The 19,430-nt window shown below is 65.2% G+C and carries 21 protein-coding genes; 7 read left to right on the top strand and 14 right to left on the bottom strand.

Annotated features, from left to right (window positions below; genetic code table 11):
• Positions 1-436, top strand: a 436-nt coding sequence (locus AWB78_RS29775; RefSeq protein ID WP_157697436.1) for a transposase, incomplete at its 5' end; no start/stop codon positions are given.
• Positions 437-645: 209 nt separating this feature from the next.
• On the opposite strand, the gene AWB78_RS29770 is transcribed toward AWB78_RS29775, so the two are convergent.
• From AWB78_RS29770 to AWB78_RS29755, 4 genes are all read right to left on the bottom strand, one after another.
• Positions 646-906, bottom strand: a complete 261-nt coding sequence (locus tag AWB78_RS29770; protein WP_062610050.1) for a hypothetical protein — start codon at positions 904-906, stop codon at positions 646-648.
• Positions 907-1,074: 168 nt separating this feature from the next.
• Positions 1,075-2,514 carry an MFS transporter gene (locus tag AWB78_RS29765; RefSeq protein WP_062610048.1) on the bottom strand — a complete coding sequence of 480 codons (1,440 nt, stop codon included), beginning with the start codon at positions 2,512-2,514 and terminating at the stop codon, positions 1,075-1,077.
• A 58-nt stretch (positions 2,515-2,572) separates the two neighbouring features.
• A complete protein-coding gene (locus AWB78_RS29760; protein WP_062610046.1) occupies positions 2,573-3,721 on the bottom strand; it encodes a CaiB/BaiF CoA transferase family protein in 1,149 nt (382 codons plus the stop codon).
• Positions 3,722-3,728: 7 nt separating this feature from the next.
• Positions 3,729-4,670 carry a hydroxymethylglutaryl-CoA lyase gene (locus tag AWB78_RS29755; RefSeq protein ID WP_062610044.1) on the bottom strand — a complete coding sequence of 314 codons (942 nt, stop codon included), beginning with the start codon at positions 4,668-4,670 and terminating at the stop codon, positions 3,729-3,731.
• A gap of 124 nt (positions 4,671-4,794) precedes the next feature.
• Between AWB78_RS29755 and AWB78_RS29750 the strand changes: the two genes are divergently transcribed.
• Positions 4,795-5,697, top strand: coding sequence for a LysR family transcriptional regulator (locus AWB78_RS29750; protein WP_062610041.1), 903 nt, complete (start codon positions 4,795-4,797; stop codon positions 5,695-5,697).
• Here the strand turns inward: AWB78_RS29750 and AWB78_RS29745 are convergent.
• Together AWB78_RS29745 and AWB78_RS29740 are read right to left on the bottom strand one after the other, a co-directional pair.
• A complete protein-coding gene (locus tag AWB78_RS29745; protein ID WP_082883462.1) occupies positions 5,694-6,032 on the bottom strand; it encodes a cupin domain-containing protein in 339 nt (112 codons plus the stop codon). The genes AWB78_RS29750 and AWB78_RS29745 overlap by 4 nt on opposite strands.
• Positions 6,033-6,146: 114 nt before the next feature.
• Positions 6,147-6,425 carry a hypothetical protein gene (locus AWB78_RS29740; protein ID WP_062610036.1) on the bottom strand — a complete coding sequence of 93 codons (279 nt, stop codon included), beginning with the start codon at positions 6,423-6,425 and terminating at the stop codon, positions 6,147-6,149.
• A 151-nt stretch (positions 6,426-6,576) separates the two neighbouring features.
• On the opposite strand from AWB78_RS29740, the gene AWB78_RS29735 reads away from it, so the two are divergent.
• The gene (locus AWB78_RS29735; protein WP_062610034.1) at positions 6,577-7,632 is read left to right on the top strand and encodes a DMT family transporter; all 1,056 of its coding nucleotides are present in this window, start codon (positions 6,577-6,579) and stop codon (positions 7,630-7,632) included.
• Here AWB78_RS29735 and AWB78_RS29730 read toward each other — a convergent pair.
• Positions 7,629-9,017 carry an FAD-binding oxidoreductase gene (locus tag AWB78_RS29730; protein WP_062610032.1) on the bottom strand — a complete coding sequence of 463 codons (1,389 nt, stop codon included), beginning with the start codon at positions 9,015-9,017 and terminating at the stop codon, positions 7,629-7,631. The two genes, AWB78_RS29735 and AWB78_RS29730, sit on opposite strands and share 4 nt — an antisense overlap.
• A 103-nt stretch (positions 9,018-9,120) precedes the next feature.
• Here AWB78_RS29730 and AWB78_RS29725 point away from each other — a divergent pair, with 103 nt between their 5' ends.
• Together AWB78_RS29725 and AWB78_RS29715 are read left to right on the top strand one after the other, a co-directional pair.
• Positions 9,121-9,399 carry a hypothetical protein gene (locus AWB78_RS29725; RefSeq protein WP_062610030.1) on the top strand — a complete coding sequence of 93 codons (279 nt, stop codon included), beginning with the start codon at positions 9,121-9,123 and terminating at the stop codon, positions 9,397-9,399.
• 313 nt (positions 9,400-9,712) lie between these two features.
• Positions 9,713-10,156, top strand: coding sequence for an SET domain-containing protein (locus AWB78_RS29715; RefSeq protein ID WP_062610026.1), 444 nt, complete (start codon positions 9,713-9,715; stop codon positions 10,154-10,156).
• Positions 10,157-10,211: 55 nt separating this feature from the next.
• Here the strand turns inward: AWB78_RS29715 and AWB78_RS29710 are convergent, their stop codons facing one another.
• Positions 10,212-11,030 (bottom strand): tyrosine-protein phosphatase, encoded by an 819-nt coding sequence (locus AWB78_RS29710; RefSeq protein ID WP_062610023.1) that lies wholly within the window; start codon positions 11,028-11,030, stop codon positions 10,212-10,214.
• Positions 11,031-11,450: 420 nt separating this feature from the next.
• On the opposite strand from AWB78_RS29710, the gene AWB78_RS29705 reads away from it, so the two are divergent.
• On the top strand, positions 11,451-12,494 hold the full coding sequence (locus AWB78_RS29705; RefSeq protein ID WP_062610065.1) for a sensor domain-containing diguanylate cyclase: 1,044 nt from the start codon (positions 11,451-11,453) through the stop codon (positions 12,492-12,494).
• Positions 12,495-12,506: 12 nt separating this feature from the next.
• Here the strand turns inward: AWB78_RS29705 and AWB78_RS29700 are convergent, their stop codons facing one another.
• The 3 genes from AWB78_RS29700 to AWB78_RS29690 form a co-directional block, all read right to left on the bottom strand.
• Positions 12,507-13,208 (bottom strand): SDR family NAD(P)-dependent oxidoreductase, encoded by a 702-nt coding sequence (locus AWB78_RS29700; RefSeq protein WP_062610021.1) that lies wholly within the window; start codon positions 13,206-13,208, stop codon positions 12,507-12,509.
• Between the two features lie 81 nt (positions 13,209-13,289).
• A complete protein-coding gene (locus AWB78_RS29695; protein WP_062610019.1) occupies positions 13,290-13,664 on the bottom strand; it encodes a potassium channel family protein in 375 nt (124 codons plus the stop codon).
• 78 nt (positions 13,665-13,742) lie between these two features.
• Complete coding sequence (locus AWB78_RS29690; protein WP_062610017.1) at positions 13,743-15,302, bottom strand: MFS transporter; 1,560 nt, start codon at positions 15,300-15,302, stop codon at positions 13,743-13,745.
• A 105-nt stretch (positions 15,303-15,407) separates the two neighbouring features.
• Here AWB78_RS29690 and AWB78_RS29685 point away from each other — a divergent pair, with 105 nt between their 5' ends.
• Positions 15,408-16,277 carry a LysR family transcriptional regulator gene (locus tag AWB78_RS29685; RefSeq protein WP_062610015.1) on the top strand — a complete coding sequence of 290 codons (870 nt, stop codon included), beginning with the start codon at positions 15,408-15,410 and terminating at the stop codon, positions 16,275-16,277.
• Here AWB78_RS29685 and AWB78_RS29680 read toward each other — a convergent pair.
• From AWB78_RS29680 to AWB78_RS29670, 3 genes are read right to left on the bottom strand one after another with little or no spacing between them, the layout of a single operon-like run.
• Positions 16,272-17,465: a polysaccharide pyruvyl transferase family protein gene (locus AWB78_RS29680; protein ID WP_062610013.1), complete on the bottom strand. Its 1,194-nt coding sequence runs from the start codon at positions 17,463-17,465 to the stop codon at positions 16,272-16,274. The genes AWB78_RS29685 and AWB78_RS29680 overlap by 6 nt on opposite strands.
• A 36-nt stretch (positions 17,466-17,501) precedes the next feature.
• Complete coding sequence (locus tag AWB78_RS29675; RefSeq protein WP_157697666.1) at positions 17,502-18,260, bottom strand: molybdate ABC transporter substrate-binding protein; 759 nt, start codon at positions 18,258-18,260, stop codon at positions 17,502-17,504.
• Positions 18,261-18,309: 49 nt separating this feature from the next.
• Positions 18,310-19,341, bottom strand: a complete 1,032-nt coding sequence (locus AWB78_RS29670; RefSeq protein WP_082883461.1) for a LysR family transcriptional regulator — start codon at positions 19,339-19,341, stop codon at positions 18,310-18,312.
• Positions 19,342-19,430 lie beyond the last annotated feature (89 nt).

Below are 19,430 nucleotides of genomic sequence, written 5' to 3'. Positions count from 1 at the left end.
GGCCGAACTGGGTAACTGTGCTGCCGACAGCGGCCAATTGCCGATCGTTCTGGCGGCGGTAGCGCGCGACGCCGGGGCCGCCCCCAAGCAAGTCCTTGCCGATGCGGGCTACCGCTCGGAGGCGACGTTCGAACAATTGCGCGAGCACCCCGCCGAGTTGATCGTGGCGCCCGGACGCGAGGGCAAGAAAGAGGTGAAGGTCGATGCCCGGAAGCGCCCGCTATGCGCCGCGATGGCCGACAAGTTTACTTGTGCGCAAACTCAGGCGGCCTATCGAAAGCGCAAATGGCTGTCCGAACCGCCGAATGCCTGGGTAAAGAGCGTTCTCGGATTTCGACAATTCAGCATGCGTGGACTGGCCAAGGCACAGGCCGAATGGAAACTCGTCTGCGCGGCGCTGAACCTACGCAGAATGTCGAAAATGACGCCTGCGTAAGTCCCGAAGGGGACAACATTGCCCTGATTTCGCCGCCGGGAAAGCCACTTTTGCGCGCAATGGCGGGCCAAACCGCAATCGGCGTTGACGCCCGCACGATGTGGCGTCAGTACCGGCAGCTCAAATTCTGTCTGCCGCGCGGATTCCTAGCTCCACTCCGCTTCACATGACGAAGACGGCTAGCTTCGTCATGGCCCCGCATCACGAATTCACGAAGCTGCTCGCACCCAGTCGTCGACGAATGCGCGCGCCGCCGTGTGGGCGCTCATCAGCGCATCCTCGGCGGAGGCGAAGCTCGCGTAGCGCCGGCTGTCGATGCACAGCGGCGAGAACGCGGTGACCGGTCTTCCCGACCGGCTGATGGTCACGATCGCCAGATAGCGCACGGTCTCGGGTGCAGGCAGGAGCCTGTAACTCGTTTCGATCGCGACTTCGAGCACGAAACCCTTGTGGTTGTAGGACCGTATCATCACTGCACCTCGCCACTCTCGGACGACGCAAACGGACACGCCGCGCAAGCGTGCGCGGCGTCCTGCGCTGCAATCAGCATGCGTCGTGCCTGTGAGGCGCCGTTCGCTGCGCGAGCGTCCGTCCGCCTGGATAGGGTTTCGAACGCATCGCCGGGTTCTACGCGCGTCTCAGTGATTCAACTCTTCGAGACGCAGCCCGTTGGTCTTCGGTCCGAACACGCCGATCGCGAGGGCGACGATCAACATGCACACCGTGATGCCGGTGAACACGCCGGGCACGCCGAAGTCCTTCAACAGGAACGCGATGATGAAGCCCGACATCATCGCGCCCGCCCGGCTCGCCGAGTACACGATGCCGCTCGCGCGGCAGCGCACGGCCGTCGGAAAGAGCTCCGTCTGATATGCGTGATAGCACACCGAGATGGTTTGTCCAGCGAGCGAGATCAGCACGCCGAGCGCGATGAGCGCGGCGGGCGACTTCATCTGCCCGAATGCGATGCCGCTCGCGATCACGACGAGCGCGCCGCCGACGATCAGATACTTGCGCTGGATACGATCGGCGTAGAGCATCGCGAGCAGCGGGCCGGTCGGCAGCGCGAACGCGATGATGAACGAGTACAACAAGCTCTTCGTCACGGTGATGCCCTGACCGATCAGCAGCGTCGGCACCCAGTTCGCGAAACCGTAATAGCCGATCGCCTGGCAGAAATTGAAGACGATGAGCATGATGAGACGCGAGCGATACGGCGCGTTGAACAACTCGCCGAGCGATGCCCGCCGATGCGACGGCTGCTCCACGACGGGCGCGGGCGGCGGCAGCGCGGCGCCGGATTCGCGCTCGACCGCGCGCTCGATATTGCCGACCACGCGCTCGCTTTCCTCGATCCTGCCGTGCATCGCGAGCCAGCGCGGGCTCTCCGGCACCGCGCGCCGGATGAACCACACGATCACCGCGCCCACCGATCCCGCGAGCACGACGACGCGCCATCCATCGAGGCCGAACACGGTTTCCGGCACGAGCCAGTACGAAAGAATCGCGGCGACGGGCGCGGCGGCGAACATCACCATCTGGTTGAACGCCATCGCGCGGCCACGCATGTGTTGCGGCACGAGCTCGGTCACATAGCTGTCGATGGTGATGATCTCTACGCCCACGCCGATGCCCGTCACGAAGCGCCAGAAGATCACGCCTTCGGGCGTCGTCTGAAACGCCATGATCGCGGAGCCGATCGAATACCACAGCAGCGAGAACGTGAACACGCTGCGCCGTCCGTAGCGGTCCGGCAGCCATCCGAAGAAAAACGTGCCGATGAAAAGCCCCGCGAACGTCGCCGCGATGAACCCCGCGATGCCCGTGAAGCCGAAGAACGCATGCGTGGTCGTCTGCAGCAGACCGCTTTTCGCCATGCCCGGCGCAATGTAGCCGGTGAAGATCAGATCGTAGATTTCGAAGAAGCCGCCGAGCGAGATGAGGAACACGAGCATCCACAGATGCCGCGTGATCGGCAGGCGATCCATGCGCGCGGAGATTTGCGCGCCGGGCGTCGTATCGACATGAATGTTCGGCGATGCGAGCGGCTCGGCGACCGCGCTGAAAGTTGGCTGCATTGTCTTGTCTCCTGTGTTGGCGACGGCGCTGGTTTTTTTGTGCGCCTCTCGCGATGCCTTATGCCGTGACGCGTTTCGTCAGCCGGCCCAGCACTTCGTTCGTATGCTCGCCCACGCGCGCGAGCGGCTGACGCACGCCGGGGCGGCGCCCGCCCATCGTGAGCGGCAGCAGTACGACGTCGGTGGTGCCGCCGTCGTCGGTCTGCATCGGCACGAGGCCGCCGCTCGCCTTCAGATGCGGATCGTCGAGCAATTGCTCGGGGCGCATGATCGGCGCGTACGGAATGCCGGCCGCTTCGAGCTTCGGCGCGAGCTCGTCCGCGCGATGATGCGCGAGAATCTCGCCGAGCCGTTCCAGCAGATGCGGCCGCACCGCGACGCGCATCGCGTTGGTCGCGAACTCCGGCTCCTGCGCGAGATCGGGACGGTCGAGGACATCGCAGAGCGTGACGAACTGCTTGTCGCTCACCGCGCCGATGAACAACTGCTCGCCTTCGGCCAGCGTGAACACGTCGTACACGCTCCACGCCGATACGCGCGAGGGCATCGGCGGCGGCGCTTCGCGGGTCATCGCGTATTGCTGCATGTGCTGCGCGGAGAGAAACACGCAGTTCTCGAAGAGCGCGCTCTGCACTTCCTGGCCGCGCCCGGTGAGATCGCGTTCGCGCAGCGCGGCGAGCACGCCGATCGCGCCGAACATGCCGCCCATGATGTCGTTGACAGATGTCCCCGCGCGCAGCGGCCTGCCCTCCGGGCCGGTCATGTAGGCGAGGCCGCCCATCATCTGCACGACTTCGTCGAGCGCGAGACGCTTTTCATACGGGCCCGGCAGGAAGCCCTTGTGCGAAACGTAGATGAGCTTCGGATGCGCTTTCGACAAGGTTTCATAATCGAGCCCGAGCTTCGCCATCAGACCGGGACGGAAATTTTCGAGCAGCACGTCGCATTCACCGATCAGCTCGATCGCGGCTTCGCGCCCCTCTTCCGTGTTGATGTCGATGACGACGCTCTTCTTGTTGCGATTGAACGAGCGAAAGAAGCCGATGCCGAGACCCGGCAGATTGCGCGTCTTGTCGCCGCCGGGCGGCTCGATCTTGATGACTTCCGCGCCGAGATCCGCGAGGATCATGCCGCAGGTCGGGCCCATCACCATATGCGTGAACTCGATCACGCGAACGCCTTCGAGCGGCAGGGTTGAATGACTCATATCGTCCTCAGGCTTCGATTGCCGTGTTGATTTCATACGTGACGGGCAAGCCGGCGAGCGCGAGCGCACCGTGCAGCGTTTCGCCGTCGAGCCAGCTCGCGAGCTTCGCGCGGAGGTTCAACAGCGCGGGAATGTCGATGCCGGTATCGATGCCCATATCGGCGAGCATGAACGCGAGGTCCTCGCTCGACGCATTGCCGCTCGCGCCCGGCGCATGCGGACAGCCGCCGATGCCCGCGAGCGTCGCATCGAAGCGCGCGACGCCGGTGTCGAGCGCGGCGTAGACGTTGGCGAGCGCGAGGCCGCGCGTGTCGTGGAAGTGGCCGCACCAGAAGCGCTCGCCGGCGATGTCGCGCGCCTTCTCGAAGAGCGCGCGCACGGCGGCGGGACCGGCATAACCGACCGTATCGGCGATGGAAACGCGATCCGCGCCTGCATCGAGCAGCGCCTGCATGTAGCGCAGCACGTCGGCATGATCGACGCGGCCCTGGATCGTGCAGCCGAACGCCGTGCCGATGCCGCCTTCGATCATCGTCTTCGAGCCGGATGCGTCGCGCGCGGCACGCATGCGCGCCACTTCGTCGACGACTTCCTCCGGCGTCTTGCGCAGATTCGCGAGGCTGTGCGCGCGGCTCGCGGAAAGCGGTACGAGCATCAGGTCGGCCTGTGTTTCGATGGCGCGTTCGGCGCCCTTGAGATTCGGCACCAGCACGGACACGAAAAGTCCGGGCAGCGTCTTCGCGTAGGCGACGAGTTCGGCCGTATCGGCGAGTTGCGGCAGCAGGCGCGCGGGCACGAACGAGCCGACTTCGATTTCGCGCTGGCCGGCGGCGTAGGCATCGCCGATCCATTCGATCTTGCGCTCTGTCGGCACGATCGTTCGAATGCTCTGCAGGCCGTCGCGCAGGCCGACTTCGCGGATCACGGCGTTCGAGGGGAACGCGGGCATGGCTTTGTCTCCGTATCGTCTTTGTGTATGGTCTCGACTTTAGAGATTCCGCAAATGCCATAAAAGCGGTATTTTGGAAGGCTCATGCTTCCCGTTCGGAACGTCAGACGAACTGCCCACTCACATGCGCGATATCGACCTGAAAACGCTGCGTCTCTTCGTGACGGTTTGCGAGCACCAGAACATCGCGCGCGCGGCGCAGGAATCGCACATCGAGCCATCGGCGATCAGCAAGCGCATCGCGCAACTGGAGACATCGCTCGGCGTGCCGCTGCTGTCGCGCTCGCGGCGCGGCGTCGAGCCGACACCCGCGGGCATCGCGCTGCTGGAGCACGCGCGCAGCGTGCTCTTCACGATGGAGCGCATCGCGAACGATGTCGCCGCGTTCGGCGGCGGCCTGAAAGGGCGCGTGAGCATCTGCGCGTCGGCATCGGCGATTGCGGAAGCGCTGCTCGACGATATCGCGTCGTTCATGCGCGAACCCGCGAATCAGAACATCAAGGTCGATGTGGAAGAGCGCTTGTCGCACGATCTCGTGCGGCAGTTGCGCGAAGGCGTCGCGTCGGTGGGCGTGTGCTGGGACAGCGTCGATCTGCGTGGATTGCAGCATCGCGCGTATCGGCATGACCGGCTCGCGCTCGCGGTGCCCGCCGATCATCCGTTCGCGCGGCGGCGTTCGGTGAGCTTCGAGGAATCGCTCGAGTTCGAGCATGTCGGTCTGCCGCCCGCGACCGCCGTTCACACGATGCTGCAACGCGCCGCCGCGCAGGCGGGCAAGTCGATGTCGTATCGCGTGATCGTATCGAGCTTCGACGCGGCGTTTCGCGTCGTCGCGGCGGGGCTTGGCATCAGCGTCGTGCCGATGGAAGTGGCGGGAACCTATCGGCAGGCGCTCGGCATCGAAGCGATTCCGCTCTCGGATGCGTTCGCGAAACGGCGCTTCGTCGTGTGCTTCCGGGACTTCGACGCGTTGCAGCCAGCGGCTCAGCGTCTCGTCGAGCATCTCGAGGCACGCGCGTTGCGCTAGGCGGGTGCGTCGCAGAACACCGTTTCCGTGTCCTTTTTTTCGATGGTCAGATTCACCGATCGCGCGCCGCCCGGCCGCGTGCAGTGCGGCTTGCCTGCGGGCACGGTCAGCAGTTGACCGGCGCGCAACGCGACGGCGCCTTCCTCGAATTCGATGACGAGCGTGCCTTCCACGGCAATGAAGGTTTCGTCGGAGTTCGGATGAAAGTGCCATCGATAAGGCGCGTCCATCACGCTGATATGGACGTCGTGATCGTTGACGCTCGACATGACGCGGTTCATGTAGCCGTCGCGGGCGGCATCGGCGATGGCGGCGTAGTCGATGAGTTCAGTCATGTGCTCGTGCATCCGTGTTGACTTCGAGCCATTCAGCCTAACGCCGCGCGCGTCGTGAGACAAACGAGCAGTTTTGCGATGCATGTGAGCGCGATTGCGACATCACACGCCGCTCTAAAGACTCACTGCATTGGCCCGCCCCATGATCGCCGCGATATTACCGATGGCCGGTTGCGCGTAATGTACGGGCGGCGCGTCGGCCGGCAGCGGCGCGGGGCCGGAATCCGTCGCGCGCGCATAGACCGGCAGCGGCGGCGCACTTTGCGCGCTGGACGCGACCGGAAACACCGGACCGCCCACGATGCCCACGCCGATGAACGGATGCGCCTGCGCCACCGTCACCAGCCCTAAAGTCAGTGTGGCGGCCACCATCACATGTCTGATCGCTTTCATGTCTCGTCTCCCGCGTCCCAGTCGTTTTGTCGATGGAACGCATTCTGCGCGGCGAGAATGAGCGAAGAATGAGAGCGCTGGCGCGAATCGTCCGGAGAATCCGCGTCGACTAAACTTTTGAAACGTAGACGCAAGCCTGACGAGCCTCACCGTGCAAAGCCGATTCACCGCCATTCTCACCGCCCTCATCGCCGCCGCGCTCTTCGGCGCGACCACGCCGGTCGCCAAGGCGCTGCTCGGACCGATGCCGCCGTTCATGGTTGCGGGCCTGTTCTATCTCGGCAGCGGCGTCGGCCTCGGCGCGATCCTGCTCGTCCGCGCGTTCTCTCGCGCGCGGAGCAAAGGCGTGAGCGCACACGAACTGACATGGCTCGTCGGCGCGATCGCGTTCGGCGGCGTCGCGGGTCCGGCATTGCTGATGCTCGGCCTGACGAGCACGCCCGCCGCGACGAGCGCGCTCATGCTCAACCTCGAAGGCGTGCTGACGGCGGCCATCGCGTGGATCGTGTTTCGCGAGAATGTGGATCTGTCGGTGTTTCTCGGCATGGTGGCCATCGTCGCGGGCGGTGTCGCGCTCGCGTGGTCGCCGGGCGCGGCGGATGCATCGACAGGCGCGCTCCTGATCGCGCTGGCGTGCCTGTGCTGGGCCATCGACAACAATCTGACGCGCAAGATCTCGAACGCCGACGCGATGGTCATCGCCTGCGCAAAAGGACTTGTCGCGGGCGCGACGAACCTCGGCATTGCGCTCGCGATGGGCGCGCATCTGCCCGCGCCGCGCATCGCCGTCGCCGCGATGACGACCGGCTTCGGCGGCTACGGCGTGAGTCTCGTGCTGTTCGTGATCGCGCTACGCCATCTGGGAACGGCGCGCACCGGCGCGTACTTCTCGGTCGCGCCGGTATTCGGCGTCGCGCTGTCGCTCGCGATGTGGCCGCAGGCGCCCGGCATCGCGTTCTGGATCGCCGCCGCGCTGATGACGCTCGGCGTGTGGCTGCACGTGCGCGAGCGGCACGAGCACGAGCACACGCACGAGCGGCTGGAACATACGCATCGGCATGTGCACGACGAGCATCATCGGCACGAGCACGACTTTCCGTATGCCGGCGATGAACCGCACACGCATCCGCACGTGCATCTGCCGATCACGCACACGCACGCGCACTTTCCCGACATTCATCACCGGCATACGCACAAGCGCCGTTAGAACACCTTGCCCGGATTGAGCAGGCCGTGCGGATCGAGCGACGCCTTGATCGCGCGCATCGATGCGATATCGGCTTCGCGGCGCGCGAGATGCAGATAATCGCGCTTCTTCACGCCGATCCCGTGCTCCGCCGAAATCGAGCCTTCGAACTCGCGCGTGACGTCGTAGATGACGGCATCGAGATCGTCGTGATCCTGCTTCCCTCTGCCGGGCACGTCCACGACGATGTGGATGTTGCCGTCGCCGAGATGGCCGTAGGTCATCACGATCGCGTCGGGCCAGCGCGCGCGCAGACGCGCCTCGCATTGCGCGGCGGCATCGCCGACTTGCGCGATGGAGAAGCTCACGTCGTACGCCGCGTAGTTCGGGATGAAGCGATCGTATTCGCCGGGCGCATCGCGGATCGCCCAGAAGTCGCGCGCGTGCGCTTCGTTCGATGCGATCGCCGCGTCGGTCACGATGCCCGCCTCGAGCATGCCGCCGAGAAATTCCTCGAAGGCTTCGCCGTGCCGCACCGGATCGGTGCCGACGCTTTCCAGCAGCACGTAGAACGGATGCGCATCGGCGAGCGGCGCGCGCAGATTCTTCAGGTTGGCGATGACGGTATCGTGATAGCCCGCCCACATCACCTCGAACGCGGACACGCCCGGCGCGAGACTCGCCTGCGCGCGCGTGAGCAGCGTGGTGACGGCGGCGAAATCCGGCAGGCCGCACCATGCGGTGGCGGTCGCCGTGGGCTTCGGCCGCAGCCGCAACACGACGCGCGTGATGACCGCGAGCGTGCCTTCGCTGCCGATCAGCAAGTGGCGCAGGTCGTAGCCGCTGTTGTTCTTGATCATCTTGTTCAGGCCGCCGACGATCGCGCCGCTCGCGAGCACGGCTTCGACGCCGAGCACCTGATCGCGCATCATCCCGTACTTGATGACGCGATTGCCGCCCGCGTTCGTGGCGAGATTGCCGCCGATGGAACAACTGCCGCGCGCCCCGAGATCGAGCGGGAAGTAGAAGCCCGCCGCGCTCGCCGCTTCCTGCACCACTTGCAGCGGCGTGCCGGCTTCGACGGTCATGGTCGCGGAGATGTCATCGATCTCGACGATGCGGTTCATGCGTTCGAGACTCAGCGCCACTTCGCCGCCGAGCAGATTCGCGCCGCCGACGAGCCCCGTCAGGCCGCCTTGCGTGACGACGGGCTGCTTGTGCTGCGAGCAGATGGCGAGCGCCTGTGCGACTTCGCCGGTGGTGCGCGGACGGATGATCGCGAGCGGCGTCGCGCCGGGCAACCCGCTCCAGTCCGCGACGCGCCGGTCGCCGAATTCGTCGGGCAGCGCCACGACCTGTGCGCCGAGCGCTTCACGCAATGCCATTACCGCTTCGCTTACCGCCATGCGTCGTCTCCGTTCGTTCTTTCGGGTTGAATTCAGGTGAGATGCGATAGTTTGAACCAAAACGCGCGAAAATTATCGGCGGGCTTCTTCGAGGATCGTGACGATGGAACGGGCAGACTACGAAAGCGCGATGGATCAGCTGACCGGTGCGGCGGAACTCGTCGCCGCCGGCGTGAGCGACGAACAACGCGCGCAGGCGTTCGAGATGCTGGCGTTCATGCGGCTGCGGCGGGGAGGCATTGGTGAAACAGGCGTGCCGGTCATTTCCGATGAAGAGCTTTTCAAGGACACCGCGATGGCCGCGCTCACGATGGCGGGCCTGAAGGAGTATCTCGCCGCGGCGGCGCTGCTCGAGCAGGCGCGCGGCTTGTTGCGCGGCTGAGCGCCAGCACGCCTGCAAGTCAGAACAGTTCGGTATCCAGCGGCACGAGGTTGATCCACTTCACGGCGGTGCGCCGCTCGACGCCATCGTCATGGATCGACCGTATCATGACGCGCTCGCCGCGCGCCTCCCCGAGTACTTCGACGATCCGGTTGCGATATCGCGCAAGCGTGCCGCGTAACGGCTTGCGCTTTCTGCTCTTGCGGGGAGAAACTGCGGGCATGGACGTGACAACGATTTATGACGGCCACATCATAACGATGCTCACGCGTTCTCTCAAATATTCAACCTCCTTACTGCGAACCGCCACACCATGCGTCGAATCACTGTTCGGACTTCGCCCGTTCATGGCCGGGGCGTCTTCGCTCTCGCCGATCTGCCCACGGGCACGCTGCTGCTCGAATACAAAGGCCTGCGTCTGTCATGGAAAGAAGCGCAGCGCATCCACGAAAAATCGGGCGCGGAAGACGGGCATACGTTTCTGTTCGGCCTCGACGACGGCAGCGTCATCGACGGCGCGCGCGGCGGCAATTCCGCGCGCTGGCTCAATCACAGTTGCGCGCCGAATTGCGAAGCGGAGCAGGACGGCGAGCGCGTGTTCATCCGCGCGATACGGCCGATCGAGAAGGGGCAGGAGCTGTTCATCGACTATTGTTTGACCGTCGATGGCCGGCGCACCGCGGCGCTCAAGCGGCTCTACGCGTGCCGCTGTCTCGCGACGGGCTGCCGCGGAACGATGCTCTCGCGTTCGCGGTAGGTCTCACGGATTTCCGCCTGTCTACCGAGCGCGGCGAATGCTTCATCGATGCAGTTCAGCCTGCCTCCTCCAGATATTGCTCGCGCAGGCGCTGCGTATCCACGCCCAGCGCGTCGCTCAGGAATCGCGCGGTACTGCCCCATTCCTGCTCGATGGTCTCGATTGACGCTTCCAGATAGCCTGACCGGACCTCCAACAATGGCATTGCGACCTCGGGTGAGATACCCAGCGATTCCAGCCGGGCGCACAGACCTTGGACGAGTCGCCTGTTGCAGTTATTCGATTCGAGGTAGTTGGCCAGGATCGTTTCGGGCGCCACATCGAGCCCGGACAGCAACAGGAAGGTGGCAAAGCCAGCCCGATCCTTGCCCGTGCTGCAGTGGAACAGCAATGTGCGACCGCTTTCAGCCTCTTTCATGAAGTAGGCAAAGGCCAGCCGGTGCTTGATTGGGAAGTCGCGATACACCTGCAGCATGAAATCATCCATGCGCTGCCGTGTCGCGGTTCGCAGGCGTGGCACGAGTTCGTTCATGCTCATGCTGCCTTCCAGCACGGGTAACGCGACGCGGTCGAACGCGTCGGTAAATGCGCTTTCTTCGGGCGACTTCTCTTCGCCGGACCGAAAGTCGATCACTACATCGATGGCGAGAGATCGAAGCCGCGCGATGTCGGCCGTGCTGGCCAGGCCCGGGTTGCCGCTGCGGAAGAGCCGGCCCGCGCGCACGCTTCTGCCATCGCGGCTACGCAGGCCACCCAGGTCGCGCAGATTGTGCACGTTATCGAACGTTGCATGCACCGCATCGAAAGACTGGCTTGGCGCGATAACCGCTTCGGAAGTGATCCCGGACAGGAATGATGAAATCTTGTTGGACATATCTTCAACCGGATTCGTCTGCCACCGACGACGCAGACGTCATCCTGCAACGCGGAGAATAGAAAGCGCCTATTCTGAGATGAAGCCGTGAGGAGCGCCCCACTCTTCGCGGGAGGGGTGTCCGCCGTTCCCTGAACCCGCGTTTTGTCCCGAGTGGCTCGGCGAGCGCCTGGCTTCACAAAAAGCCGCGAAGAACCAAAAAAAATGCCCCGAGCGAGTCGGGGCGAAGGTACGAGACCACCTTGCGTAGCAATTAAGCTACGCGACGTAGCATAGGGACGAACAAGCGCGCTTCCCACCAGTAAAGTCCGAAACGCTGCGCGCGCATCGACGCGTCATTGACGGATGTCCTTCAGAACGCGCCACACGTTGCCGATAACACGCGCAAACGTCAATCAGGCATCGCAGCCACTGGACATCATGAATCGCGAATCAACCGAGAGCCCGCTCAAGGCCGCTTTCCTGCGGCACGAAGACACCCTCGCGCCGCCAGAGCGCGCGCTCGGCGAGGACGATCACGCCGTCTACCGCACGCTGCTCGAATCGACCAAGGCGATTCCCTGGAAAATCGACTGGGCGACGATGGAATTCGTCTACATCGGACCGCAGATCGAGACGCTGCTCGGCTTTGCGCCGTCGTCGTGGAAGACTGTCCACGACTGGGCCGAGCGCATGCATCCCGACGATCGCGAGGCGGTGGTCAGCTTCTGCGTGTCGCAGTCGAAGGCGGGCACCGATCACGAAGCCGATTACCGCGCCCTCACGCGCGACGGCGGCTATGTGTGGCTGCGCGATGTCGTGCATGTCGAGCGCAACGAGAAGGGCGAGGTGCAGGCGCTGATCGGCTTCATGTTCGACATCAGCGAACGCAAGCGCAGCGAGGAAAAGCTCGCGCAGATGCAAAAGGAGCTGGAGCGCCTGTCGTTCAGCGACAGCCTGACGGGCGTCGGCAACCGCCGCCGCTTCGACGACGTGATGGCGCGCGAGTGGCAGGCCGCGAAAGCATCGGGCAAGCCGCTGTCGCTCGTCATGATCGATATCGATTTCTTCAAGTCCTACAACGATTATTACGGCCACCTGCAAGGCGACGAATGCCTGAAGCGCATCGCGCGCGTGCTGGGCGTCGCGGCCGGCGAGCAGCATTTTCTCGGCCGCTTCGGCGGCGAGGAATTCGCGCTGATTCTCGCCGGGACGGACGCCGAAGCCGCGATGCGCATCGCGGAGCGTTGCCGCGCGCTGATCGCCGAGGAAGCCATCGCGCACGTGCGTTCGCCGCACAATCAGCAGGTGACCGCGAGCTTCGGCGTGGGCACCGTCGTGCCGGGCGAGCGCATGGACGTGACGGCTTTCATCAATCTGACGGACGCGCAGCTCTATCAGGCGAAGGACAACGGCCGCAACCGCATCGCGGCCGTGGATCGCGCCGGCATGCAGGGCGAAGCGTTCAGGATGCTGACGCGCTGATCGCGCATCGGTTCAGACGCGCCCCGTCACCGGAATCGCCGCGCCCGTGATGCATTGCGCGTCGGGCGAAAGCAGAAACGCGATCACCGCGCCGAGCGCTTCCGGCTTCACCCAGCGGGCAAAATCGGCATCGGGCATGTCGCGGCGATTCGGCGCTGTATCGATGATCGACGGCAGCACCGCGTTCACCGTCACGCCCTTGTCCTTCAGCTCTTCGGCGAGCGCTTCGGTGAGGCGTATCAGCGCGGACTTCGACGCCGCGTAGGCACCCATGCCCATTCCCGCTTTCAGCGCGGCCAACGCGCCGACGTTGACGATGCGCCCGCCTTCGCCCGCGCTCAGCGGCGCGAGCGCGGCCTTCGATGCATTGAGCGCGGTCTTCACGTTCACGTCGAACATCGATTGCCAGGTGTCGACGCTGCCGTCCGCGATCGTTTCCCAGCTGAACGCGCCCGCCACGTTCACGAGCGCATGCAGTCCGCCCATCTGCTGGACGATGGTGTCGATGCCCTTTTGCGCCGACTTCGCATCCGTCAGATCGATGCCGGTCACGACGCACGCGTTGTCGAGCGGCGCGGGCAACGCATCGGACTGGCGGCCGTGTCCGATCAACGCGACGCGCGCGCCGCGCCCGGCGAGCACGCCCGCGGTCGCGAGTCCCAGGCTGCCGAAGCCGCCCGTGACGGCGACGATCTTTCCTTCCAGATTGTTCATCGCGTTCACTCCGTTTGGATGCTGCCTGAAGAAGCATAGGACGGAAACGCGGCGCGTGGTCTGCGTTTCGGCGCGGCGGTGCTACGCGGAGCGGCGCGCCGCCCGCTGCACGGCGAAAACGGCGACCGCCGTCGTCACGCCGGTGACGAGCACGCCGTACAAACCCAGCAACACCGACAACGCGCGCCCGATGGCGGTCGTCGCGACCACGTCGCCGTAGCCGATGGTGAGCGCCGTCACGCTGCAGAAATAGAGCGTCTCGCCGAACGAGGCGCGGGCGCGCGTGGCGCTGTCGACGGGCGCGCCGAAGCAGAACATCGCCACGCACAGTCCGGAGAACACGATCAGCAGCATGACGAGCAGCGAGCGCAGATGCCACAGCGCCCGCGCGAACTCGAACACCGCGCGGCGCGCGTCGATCGTTTGTATCTTGAAAACCTTCGGGATGCTATTCATTCGGGTGCGCTCGACGGCGTCGGACGAAAGCCGCCATCGTACCGTTCGCCGGCGTCCCGCGGGAAGTCTCCCGGCGCGCTAGTCGGCCAATGCCGATCCCGTCTTTCCCGATGCCCGCGCGCCGCTTTCGACGCGCGCGCGGCCCGCGAGCAGCCAGACCGCCGCCGCAATCGTCAGCGCGCACACGCCCGCCACGCCGAGCGAGGCGGCAAAGCCACTCGCGAAACTTTCCCGCGCGATCCGCGCGATCGCCGCGCCTTCCGGACCGGCGAGGCCGTCGCCCGCATGCGCGAGATCGCCCGAAAGCAGGCGCGAAAGGAACGCCGGATCGAGCACGCGCTGCGGATCGGCGAGGCGCGACGCGTGCGCATCGAGCGCGGCGTGCGTGCGCGTCGCGAGCACGGCGCCGAGCACGCCCACCGACGTGACGATCGCCGTGAAGCGCGTCGTCGTGCTGATGCCCGACGCCATGCCGGTGCGGTTCGTCGGCACGCACGCCATGATCGCCTTTTGGGTGTCGCCGTTGAGCACGCCCGCGCCGAGGCCCGTGACGATCATGCCGGCCGCGATCAGCCCGTAACTCGACATCCCCGCGAAAAGCGCCGTCAGCAGATTGCCCGCGCCGATGGTCGCGAGCCCGAGCGCCAGCAGCGCCATGCCCGGCACGCGCCTGCCGAGCGATGCGCCGATGTGCGGCCCGACCACCATCGCGATCGCGAACGGCAGCATCCCGATGCCCGCGCGCACCGCCGGCAGGCCGAACGCGTTTTGCAGGTAGAGCGGCAGGAACGTCATCATCACTTGCGCGCAGGCGGCGTAGCCGAACATCGCGAGCACGGCGGCGACGAAGCGCGGTTGACGGAAGAGCGCGAGGTCGATCATCGCGTGCGCGCGCGAACGCTGCACGCGCACGAACACGGCGAAGAGAGCCGCGCAGGCCGCGAGCCGCGCCTCGGTGCGCCAGTTCGTCCAGCCGTCGGCTTGCGCGTCGATCAGCGCCCAGATGCCGAGCGAGAGCGCCGCGGCGAAGAGCGCGCTGCCGGCGAGATCGAGCGCGCCCGCGTGCGGGTTGCGCGACTCGCGCATGCCGCGCCACGCGCACGCGGCGAGCAGCGCGCAGATCGGCAGGTTCATCAGGAAGATCCAGCGCCAGCCGGCCCACTGCGTGATGACCCCGCCGACGAGCGGCGCGATGGTCGTCGACACGCCCATGCAGGTGCCCCACACGGCCCACGCGCGGGCGCGCGCCGCGCCTTCGTGGAACGTGTTCGCGATGATCGCGAGCGCCGATGTCAGCAGCATCGCCGCGCCGACGCCCTTCGCCGCGCGCGCGACGTTGAGCGCCAGCGCCGACGGCGCCAGCCCGCAGCCGAGCGACGCGAGCGAGAACACGGCGAGCCCGGCGATCAGCATCTTCTTGCGGCCGATGCGGTCGGCGAGCGCGCCCGCGGGCAGCAGACACGCGGCGAACGCGACCATGTAGGCGCTCACGACCCATTCGACATCGGCGAAACCGGCGTGGAAATCGCGCGCGATGGAAGGCAACGCCACCGCGACGACGTTGGTGTCGAGCGTGATCAGCGCGCAGGTCGCGGACGCGGTGAGCAGAATGAAGCGGTTTTCGGACGTGTTCGGCATGGCAATGCTGAGAAAAGCGAAACGGTCCGTCGATGCTAGTGGCGCCTGTCTTTCCTGTCATTGGCATAGAATCGCTCGATAATTATCGAATTCGTGAATACGAAAATGTCCGTCGAATTGCGTCATGTGCGCTGTTTCCTGAGCGTCGCGCGGCACCTGCATTTCGCGCGCGCGGCCGAAGAGCTCGGCATCGCGCCGCCCGCGCTCACCCGGCAGATTCAGGAAGCCGAGCGGCTGCTGGGCGCGCGGCTGTTTCATCGGACGAAGCGTTCGGTCGCGCTGACGGCCGCCGGTGAGGCCTATTTGAGCGAGGCGGTCAGCGCGCTCGATCATCTCGCGCGCGGGGCCGAACGCGCGGCACTCGCGGAGCGCGGCGAGCTGGGCAAGATCGTCATCGGCTATGTGGGTTCGGCGGTGTATTCGGGCGTGCTGCAGGCGGCCGTGCGCGGATTTCGGGAGCGTTATCCGCTCGTCGAGATCGGTATCGAGGAAATCGTGATGCGCGACGCCGGCGCGCTGTTGATGGAAGGGCGCATCGATATCGCTTACGTGCGGCCGCCGGTGCCGTATCCGGAGGGCGTCGAGGCGCGCACCGTGCATCGCGATGCGTTCATCGTCGCGCTGCCTGCTTCTTCGCCGCTGGCGGCGTCGAAGGTCATCACGCCGTCGCAGTTGCGCGATCAGTCGTTCGTCGTGCCCGAGCAGGAATCCGGCACGCTCGACGTGGCGCGGCGCGGACGCTTCACGGCGCGCATCGTCGCGCGGCCGGGCACGCTCGCGGCCGTGCTCGCGCATGTGTCGCTGGGCGGCGATGTCGCGGTCGTGCCGCGCTCGCTCGCGCAATGCGTGACGGTGCCGGATGTGGAGTATCGGGAAATCGCGGGGAAAGCCGTGACTTCGGAAGTGGCGATGGTGTATCGGCGCTTCGAGCGCGCGCCGGCGGTGCGGGCTTATCTGGGGCTCGCGGCTTCATGAGCCAAGCGCGGATTGCGCGATCGGTGCGAAACCGGCGCGGTGCGCCTGCGCCAGCACCGACGCCTGATGACGCAGCGCTTCGCGATCCATCGCCAGTGCATCGAGCATCGCCGCGTGCAATTCGTCGACAGGCACGACGCCCGGCGCGTTCGCGATCTCCCATGTCGACGCATACGCGTGATGCTTGCCCGGCTCGCCGTGCTGAATATTGACGCGCGGCAAACCGTACGCCATCGCGACGATCCGGCCGTGCAGGCTGCTGCCCGCGAAACCCTCGCTCCCGGCGATCAGCGCGCAAATGTCCCAGACGTTCAGTGATTCGAAGATCCTGACCGCCGGATGACGCATGCGTTGCACCATGCGCTCGTAGACCGCGATGTCATCGTGCCACGGCGCCGCGCCCGCGCGGAAGAGGACGATGCCGAGGCCGGTCGATTCCGCGATCCGGTCCAGTTGATGCGCGATGTTCGCGAGCGTGGTGTCATCGCCGAAGTCCGCGCTGAACTGAACCGCCAGATAGCCGCCGCGTGCATCGGAATGCGTGCGGATGCGCTCGTCGAACAGCTCCGCGACGAGCGTCGCAGGGTCGGGGACGAGGTTCGCGTCGATGCCCGCGTTTCGCAACGTGGCTTGCGTTCGCGCGTCGCGGACGCTGACGTCATCGCCGGTTCGCAGTTTGGACAGCACTTCCGCGCGCAGGGCGGCGTCGCGGGCGTCGAGCGTCACGCCGCCGATCGCGTCGAAGCAGATCGACGCGGCTTGCGGAAACGTTTCGCCGCCGATCACGTAAGGCGCGAGCGCATCCGTTCCGAGCTCCGCGCGCGCCCATGCGCGGCGGTCCTCGGCGCACGAGCCGTATCGGGCGATGCACACCTGCGCTTCTTCGGGCTGCTGCAGCATCACGGCGGCCTCCCATGCATCGCAGGGCATCAGTTCGCCGCCCGCGTGAATCAGCGCGACAGGTTCATCGCGCCAACGCGCCGCCAGTTGCGATATCGAAGCGACGTCGTGGCCGCCGTAGGCGCGCAAGTCTCGCTGCCCGCAGCCGGCAAATACGGGTTCGATGTCCGGATCGCGCTCGGCGAGCAAGCGCGCGACGATATGCGCGAACAGCAGATCGCCGAAGTTGTGACGATCGAACGCACCGAAGATGATGATCCGGCGCCTCCGGGTTGGGCGAATGATCATGGGAAGAGTCCTCAGGCTGTTCGTCCCGCTGGCAGCTCACTTGGCGCCGTTTGCGGCGAAAGTCTTCTGCGCCTCCGGCGAGGAGAGGAACTCGATGAACCCTTCGGCTGCGTCGCGCTCCCTGGTCTGCGCCATGAGCACGGCGGTATACGACAGCGTGCTCTGGAGGTCTCCCGGCAGCGGGCCGAGGAGTTTTATGCCGCGTGTCGTGGCGATGAGCGGTATGGTGCCCGCCACGAAATCGTTGCCCTTTCCCTTCAACACGGGTTCGAAAATCCCCGTGGGCGACGTACGCACGATCCTGGGCTTGAGCGCGTCGGCAATCCCCATGCGATCGAGCGCGCTTGCAAACGCCTGCCCCGATTTGACATTGTTGAAGGCAACGAGGTCCGCACCGAGCAAGGTATTCCTGAGTTTCTCGACGGTCGATATGTCGTGCGCCGGACTATCCTCGCGATTTCCCAGGCCGACACCAACATGAGCGAATATCGCCCTGTCGCCGGGAATCGCCTTCCCCGATTTCGTAAGGTCTTCGGCAAAGTCCGGCTGAACGATGACAACATCGGCCGCTTCGCCAGCCTCGATGCGCTTCTTCACCGCGGGCGACGGGTCGAAAACCATGCTGACCTGGTTGTGTGTCTGCTGGCGATAGCGCTCCACTACCTTGGTCAACGCGGGCTGGAGAGGAACATCGCTCATGACTGTGATATCCGCCGCCTGAACTGTCGATGCAAACATGACGATCGACCCTGCCAGCAGAGCACGCAGACCGAGGCGCTCGAGTTTCGCCTTCATGGAATCATCCTCCTCGTCGCGGCCGCCGCACCGGATCGACACGTGGACGTCACCGGTGAGACGAGCCGCTAATCCTCATATCCGCACGGGCCATCTCCGTGGCATCGCTGATCTGGTCTCCGGCGTCTCGGCGGAGATTAATCTGCCCGGCGATGTCGGTGAGAATGGCAATGAATTCGTTCATCGCCTGTGGAGCCACTTCGTTCTTCCGGGTGATGACACTGTAGTTCGACATTGTCCGCCGGATGGGCACACGCAGATATCCGAGAAGTCCACTCTGGACGTACCTGTCCATCACGACCTCCGGCTGCAGGGAAATCATGTCGGTGGCTTGCAATAGCTCCAGCGTGGAAAACATCGAAGGCGTCTCCACGATGCCTACCGGTGCGACGATCCCGGCAGCCGCGAATGTCTCGTCGAACAATTGCCGCATCGACGTGCCTCGCGGATACAAGATCCATGGCCAGTCGCCCAGATCGGCAATCTCGAGGTGGCGTTGCTGCAACAACGGATGATGCTGCCCGACGACCGCCCGCACCGGTTCCGCCAGAAGATCGACTACATCGAAGAGCGCTTCGTGGCGCGGCGCGGTCGGGCGGCCGACCATGACATCGAGCCGCTTTTCTTCGAGCCACATCGCGAGCTGATCGCTGCTCTGTTCGACCAGCTTGATGATGAGTCGTGGCCGACGGCGCTGAATCTCCTTGATCGCGGCGACGACCAGTTGAGCGGCGGAAGCCGGAATGAAACCCACGGTGAGATGACCGTAGCCGCCGTCCTTGAGCGTCGCGAACTCGCTCGAAAACTTCCCCAGATTGGCCAGCGCAGTGCTGGCGTAACGCACTGCCAGATCGCCGAGATCGGTGGGGCGCATCTCGCGCGGCAGACGTTCGAAGAGCTGCGCGCCGAACATCGCCTCGACATCGCTCAGGATCTTGGTGGCTGCCGGCTGTGTGATGTGCATCTGTTCAGCCGCAATGCGCAGGTTGCGGGTACGGCCGAGCAGATCCAGCAACTGAAGGTGCCTGAACCTTAACTTCGTCAATACCTGGGAAGCCGAGATAGCGGGATCTTGCGCCATAGGGGTATACGCACGTGACCTCATAACCAGACGGAATCGATTCTACTCAATTAGCGATTGGACGCTCGACGAATGCCCAATGGACAATC

The organism is Caballeronia calidae (assembly GCF_900044055.2).
GTDB lineage: Bacteria > Pseudomonadota > Gammaproteobacteria > Burkholderiales > Burkholderiaceae > Caballeronia > Caballeronia calidae.
Note: the sequence above shows the minus strand (reverse complement) of the source record. Positions and strands in the feature narration are given on the sequence as shown.